At 46.3% G+C, this 3,528-nt stretch carries 4 protein-coding genes and 1 pseudogene; 2 read left to right on the forward strand and 3 right to left on the reverse strand.

Going from position 1 to position 3,528, the window contains the following annotated elements; all coding sequences use genetic code 11:
- Window positions 1-47: 47 nt before the first annotated feature.
- On the reverse strand, window positions 48-323 hold the full coding sequence (locus tag GOU96_RS17110) for a DUF2960 domain-containing protein (RefSeq protein ID WP_000124575.1): 276 nt from the start codon (window positions 321-323) through the stop codon (window positions 48-50).
- Window positions 324-658: 335 nt separating this feature from the next.
- Between GOU96_RS17110 and GOU96_RS18645 the strand changes: the two are divergent.
- Window positions 659-965, forward strand: a pseudogene (locus tag GOU96_RS18645) (amino acid ABC transporter).
- The gene (locus GOU96_RS18650) at window positions 938-1,318 is read left to right on the forward strand and encodes a transporter substrate-binding domain-containing protein (protein WP_001881320.1); all 381 of its coding nucleotides are present in this window, start codon (window positions 938-940) and stop codon (window positions 1,316-1,318) included. The pseudogene GOU96_RS18645 and the gene GOU96_RS18650 overlap by 28 nt, the downstream one beginning before the upstream one ends.
- 89 nt (window positions 1,319-1,407) lie before the next feature.
- Here the strand turns inward: GOU96_RS18650 and GOU96_RS17120 are convergent, their stop codons facing one another.
- Together GOU96_RS17120 and GOU96_RS17125 are read right to left on the reverse strand one after the other, a co-directional pair.
- Window positions 1,408-3,228 (reverse strand): bifunctional molybdopterin-guanine dinucleotide biosynthesis adaptor protein MobB/molybdopterin molybdotransferase MoeA, encoded by a 1,821-nt coding sequence (locus tag GOU96_RS17120; RefSeq protein WP_267781147.1) that lies wholly within the window; start codon window positions 3,226-3,228, stop codon window positions 1,408-1,410.
- Window positions 3,225-3,528: NTP transferase domain-containing protein (locus GOU96_RS17125; RefSeq protein WP_324702039.1), on the reverse strand; the 304-nt coding region annotated here is incomplete at its 5' end. The genes GOU96_RS17120 and GOU96_RS17125, both read right to left, overlap by 4 nt.

Genomic DNA, 3,528 nt, shown 5'->3' on the forward strand with positions numbered 1-3,528 from the left:
GTCGTTTGGGTATCGGTATTTTAAAATTACAGCTAAAGCATATTGGCTTAGCGAGTCGCTTTTGGTTTTTTGCCTACACCAAAATTCTCTTTAGGCTGTAGCGTGATGATGCCGAAACCGAGCTTTTTAAAGTGGTTATCACGGAAGTTACGCACCGATTTAGTATCGGAAATCGCTTCCAGCTGCATCTCCATCTTCAAAAATTCGGTCAGGTCAATGCCTTCCGCTTCGGCTACCGCTTCATGAATGTTGTGATGCTTTTCGTATGAGAAAGTCAGCGTTTTCTCTTGGTTTTTGTAGGTGTAAATAATTGTACGAGCCATGTTTTCTCTCGACGCTGAGCAGCGTTTATGTCGTTAAGATTTTATGACTGCGATGATAGCACAAGCCAAAAGCGGTATTGCAGCAATATTCTCGACTTTCTTTGCGATGAACAGAGATAGGGTAATTGTGACTTTTGGTGAGTTAAAGGTTGAGTTTATGGTTATTTTTCCACTCAAGCTCTATGCTTTCTCTAGTTATGTGTGAGGTCGAGTCTATGAACTATTTCATTCGTCAGTCTTGGTTATTTTTCTTTACAGTCACAAGTTCTTTTCATGTTTCAGCTACAACGACTCTTCGATTAGCCTACTCAGATATTGAATCTTACCCGTTTCAGATGGGCAATGGTGAGTCTGTTGCCAATCCTCCTGGTCTAGCGTTAGATGTCCTCAATGATGTCGCAACTAAGTTGGAACTGAAAATTGAATATGTTCGTCTTCCTGGTAAACGGGTATTGGATTACATTGATACAGGCAAAGTAGATGGCGGTTTTATCTTTTCTTACAACACACTACGAGCTCAGTATGCTCGTTATCCAATGCAAGATGATAGTCCGGATAGCCAAAAACGGATTGCCACGATCGGTTATTACTTTTACACGCTTCAAGATCAGAAATTGGATTGGGATGGAGAGAAAATTTTGAATACCGAACAACAAGTCGGTGCTCACTTAGGATTTTCGATTGTGAATGAGTTGAAGAAAAAACAATTGAATGTTCAAGAAGTCACCACCACAGAACAACTTTTCCAAATGTTACAACTGGGTCGCTTACCTGTTGTCGCCGTTCAAGATACTACCGCTCAGCAGTTTCTCAGTAGTAAAAAAATCAAAAACATCACGAAAGTAGAACCTGCAATCACCACCAAAGATTACTACTTAGTGTTTAGTCACCAATTTTATGATGCGAATGCAGAGATTGCAGAACAGATATGGCGAGAAATTGGAGCACTCAGAGAGGAGGCTCACTCAAAGCATGGAGGTAAATATCTTGAGTGATGATGGATGTTCTTGATTGCCGCTTTTGGTAAAGAGTCCCTATATTGACGTCATACTATGAAGAGAAGCAAGTATAGGGAGTGAACACACTAGACTCTGCCTTGAAGCGGGATAATTGTCACGCTTTCACCGACTTTTACCGTATCAATCGCCGGAGCAATTTCAATCAAGCAGTTCGCTTCACTCATTGAGCGCAAAATCCCCGAACCTTGTTTGCCCGTGGTACGTACTGTCAGTTGTCCTTGCGTATTAAAAGCGTAAACCCCACGGCTGAACTCAGTTCTGCCTTGGCGAGAGCGCAGATCTTCCAACGCAATCGCATTGACTTTCAGTGGTTGCCAACCTTGTTCACCTTGCATTTTACGCAGAGCAGGTTCCACAAAGTTGATGAAAGAAACCATTACCGCGACAGGGTTGCCCGGTAGCCCGAAGAAAGGTTTTCCTGCAATCTGACCAAACGCCAGTGGGCGGCCCGGACGCATATTGATCCGCCAAAAATCAATGTGGCCCAGTTTTTCTAGCGCGGATTTGATGAAGTCCGCATCGCCCACAGAAACACCACCGGAAGTGATCACCATATCAGCCTGTTTTGCCGCTTGCTCAAGCACTTGCACCATTTTAGCTTCGTCATCTTCAATGATGCCAAGGTCGATCACTTGGCAGCCGAGCTGTTTGAGTAACCCCGTCAGGGTGAAACGGTTGGAATCAAAAATAGAGTTTGGCTCAATGTCACCGCCGGGCGCTTGTACTTCATCGCCGGTCGAAAAAATCGCGACTTTAAGCGAGCGAAATACGTCCGCGTGCGCAAAACCCAGTGACGCCAACATGCCCATTTCAGGAGAGAGCAAACGCTGACCTGTGCTAAACACCGCTTGGCCTTGCGCCAAATCTTCACCCGCTTGGCGTACGTTTTGCCCTGCTTTGATTTTTGCACCCGCAAAACTCACCGTATCGCCGTTTTGCGTAGCTTGCTCACGCATGACCACGGTATCGGCACCTTGTGGCATGGGTGCGCCAGTCATTATCTTCACTACTTTGCCGAGCTCAACCGTTTTCGCGTAATGACTGCCCGCTAATACTTCTGCCACCACACGGTAGCTATCGCGTTCAAGATCATCACTGCGCAGCGCATAACCATCCATCGCTGAGTTGCGATAGGCGGGGACATTGATCGGAGAGAAAACTTCACGCGCCAGTACGCGTTGATAGCACTCTTGAATCGCTACCGATTCTGTCTCTGCCAAAGGTGAGATGAGCGAGAGGATCTTCTCGCGGCCTTGCTCCACAGAAAGAAAAGCAGGGGATAAGGTGTCGCAGCATGCCACTGGACTGTTTTTTGAATCTGACACTGTGTGTGGTTGAATCTGCTGCGCGCGCCACTTATTGACATAATCCAAAACGAAATCAGCGATCGCATCGAGATCATTAATGTGCATTTGCGGCAGATCCGTTTCGACCGTCTCATCCGCAGCAATCGCAATGATGTTCTCATCATGAGGGTAAAGCCAAGGCTTACCGACTTCCGCGCGGTGCAGTTCAATTTTTGGAAAAGCGATATTTTTACAGCCTTCAACCAAAATCATATCGAGCTTTTCAGCATCAAATCGAGTCAGCAGATAATCAAACTCCGCTTCGGCATCGGGGGTTTCGGTCATTAGCGCATGACGGTTACGCGACGCAATCAGCATTTGAGACGCTCCCGCTTTACGTAAGCGATAACTGTCTTTGCCTGGCTTATCGACATCAAAGTCGTGGTGGGCGTGTTTCAGCAGGCCAATGCACAAACCAGCCGCCGTCAGCTTAGGCAGCAGGGCTTCTAACAGCGTGGTTTTTCCGGTGCCAGAATAAGCAGCGAAACCGAGTAATGGCAGGTTAGGGCGTTGAGGATTCTGGTGTGCAGAAGCTATCATGGATGTAACGCTCCAAATTGCGCCAACTCTTGTGGCGTATTCAAATTAAAAAAGCAGCTCGGTGCATCGCTAAAATCGACGTAAGAAGTATGGCATTCATCGTAAAGCAAGATGATTTTGCGATCGCCACGGGCTAAAAAGGCGCTGAGTTTGGGTAACACGCGTTTATGAAATAGGGTAAACACAGGTTGCTGATGTTCACCATCATGAGCCACTAAAATATCGCTCTCGGGTTTGACAGCCTGACAGAAACGGGCGACTAAATCATCGCAAATTAACGGGCTATCACAAGGGACAAAG

Source organism: Vibrio sp. R-1 (assembly GCF_035615595.1).
Classification (GTDB): domain Bacteria; phylum Pseudomonadota; class Gammaproteobacteria; order Enterobacterales; family Vibrionaceae; genus Vibrio; species Vibrio cholerae.

What these genes read in the sequence shown, in the direction of transcription:
- GOU96_RS17120 (WP_267781147.1), bottom strand. Translation starts at nt 3,228, where the DNA reads ATGATAGCTTCTGCACACCAGAATCCTCAACGCCCTAACCTGCCATTA.
- GOU96_RS17110 (WP_000124575.1), bottom strand. Translation starts at nt 323, where the DNA reads ATGGCTCGTACAATTATTTACACCTACAAAAACCAAGAGAAAACGCTG.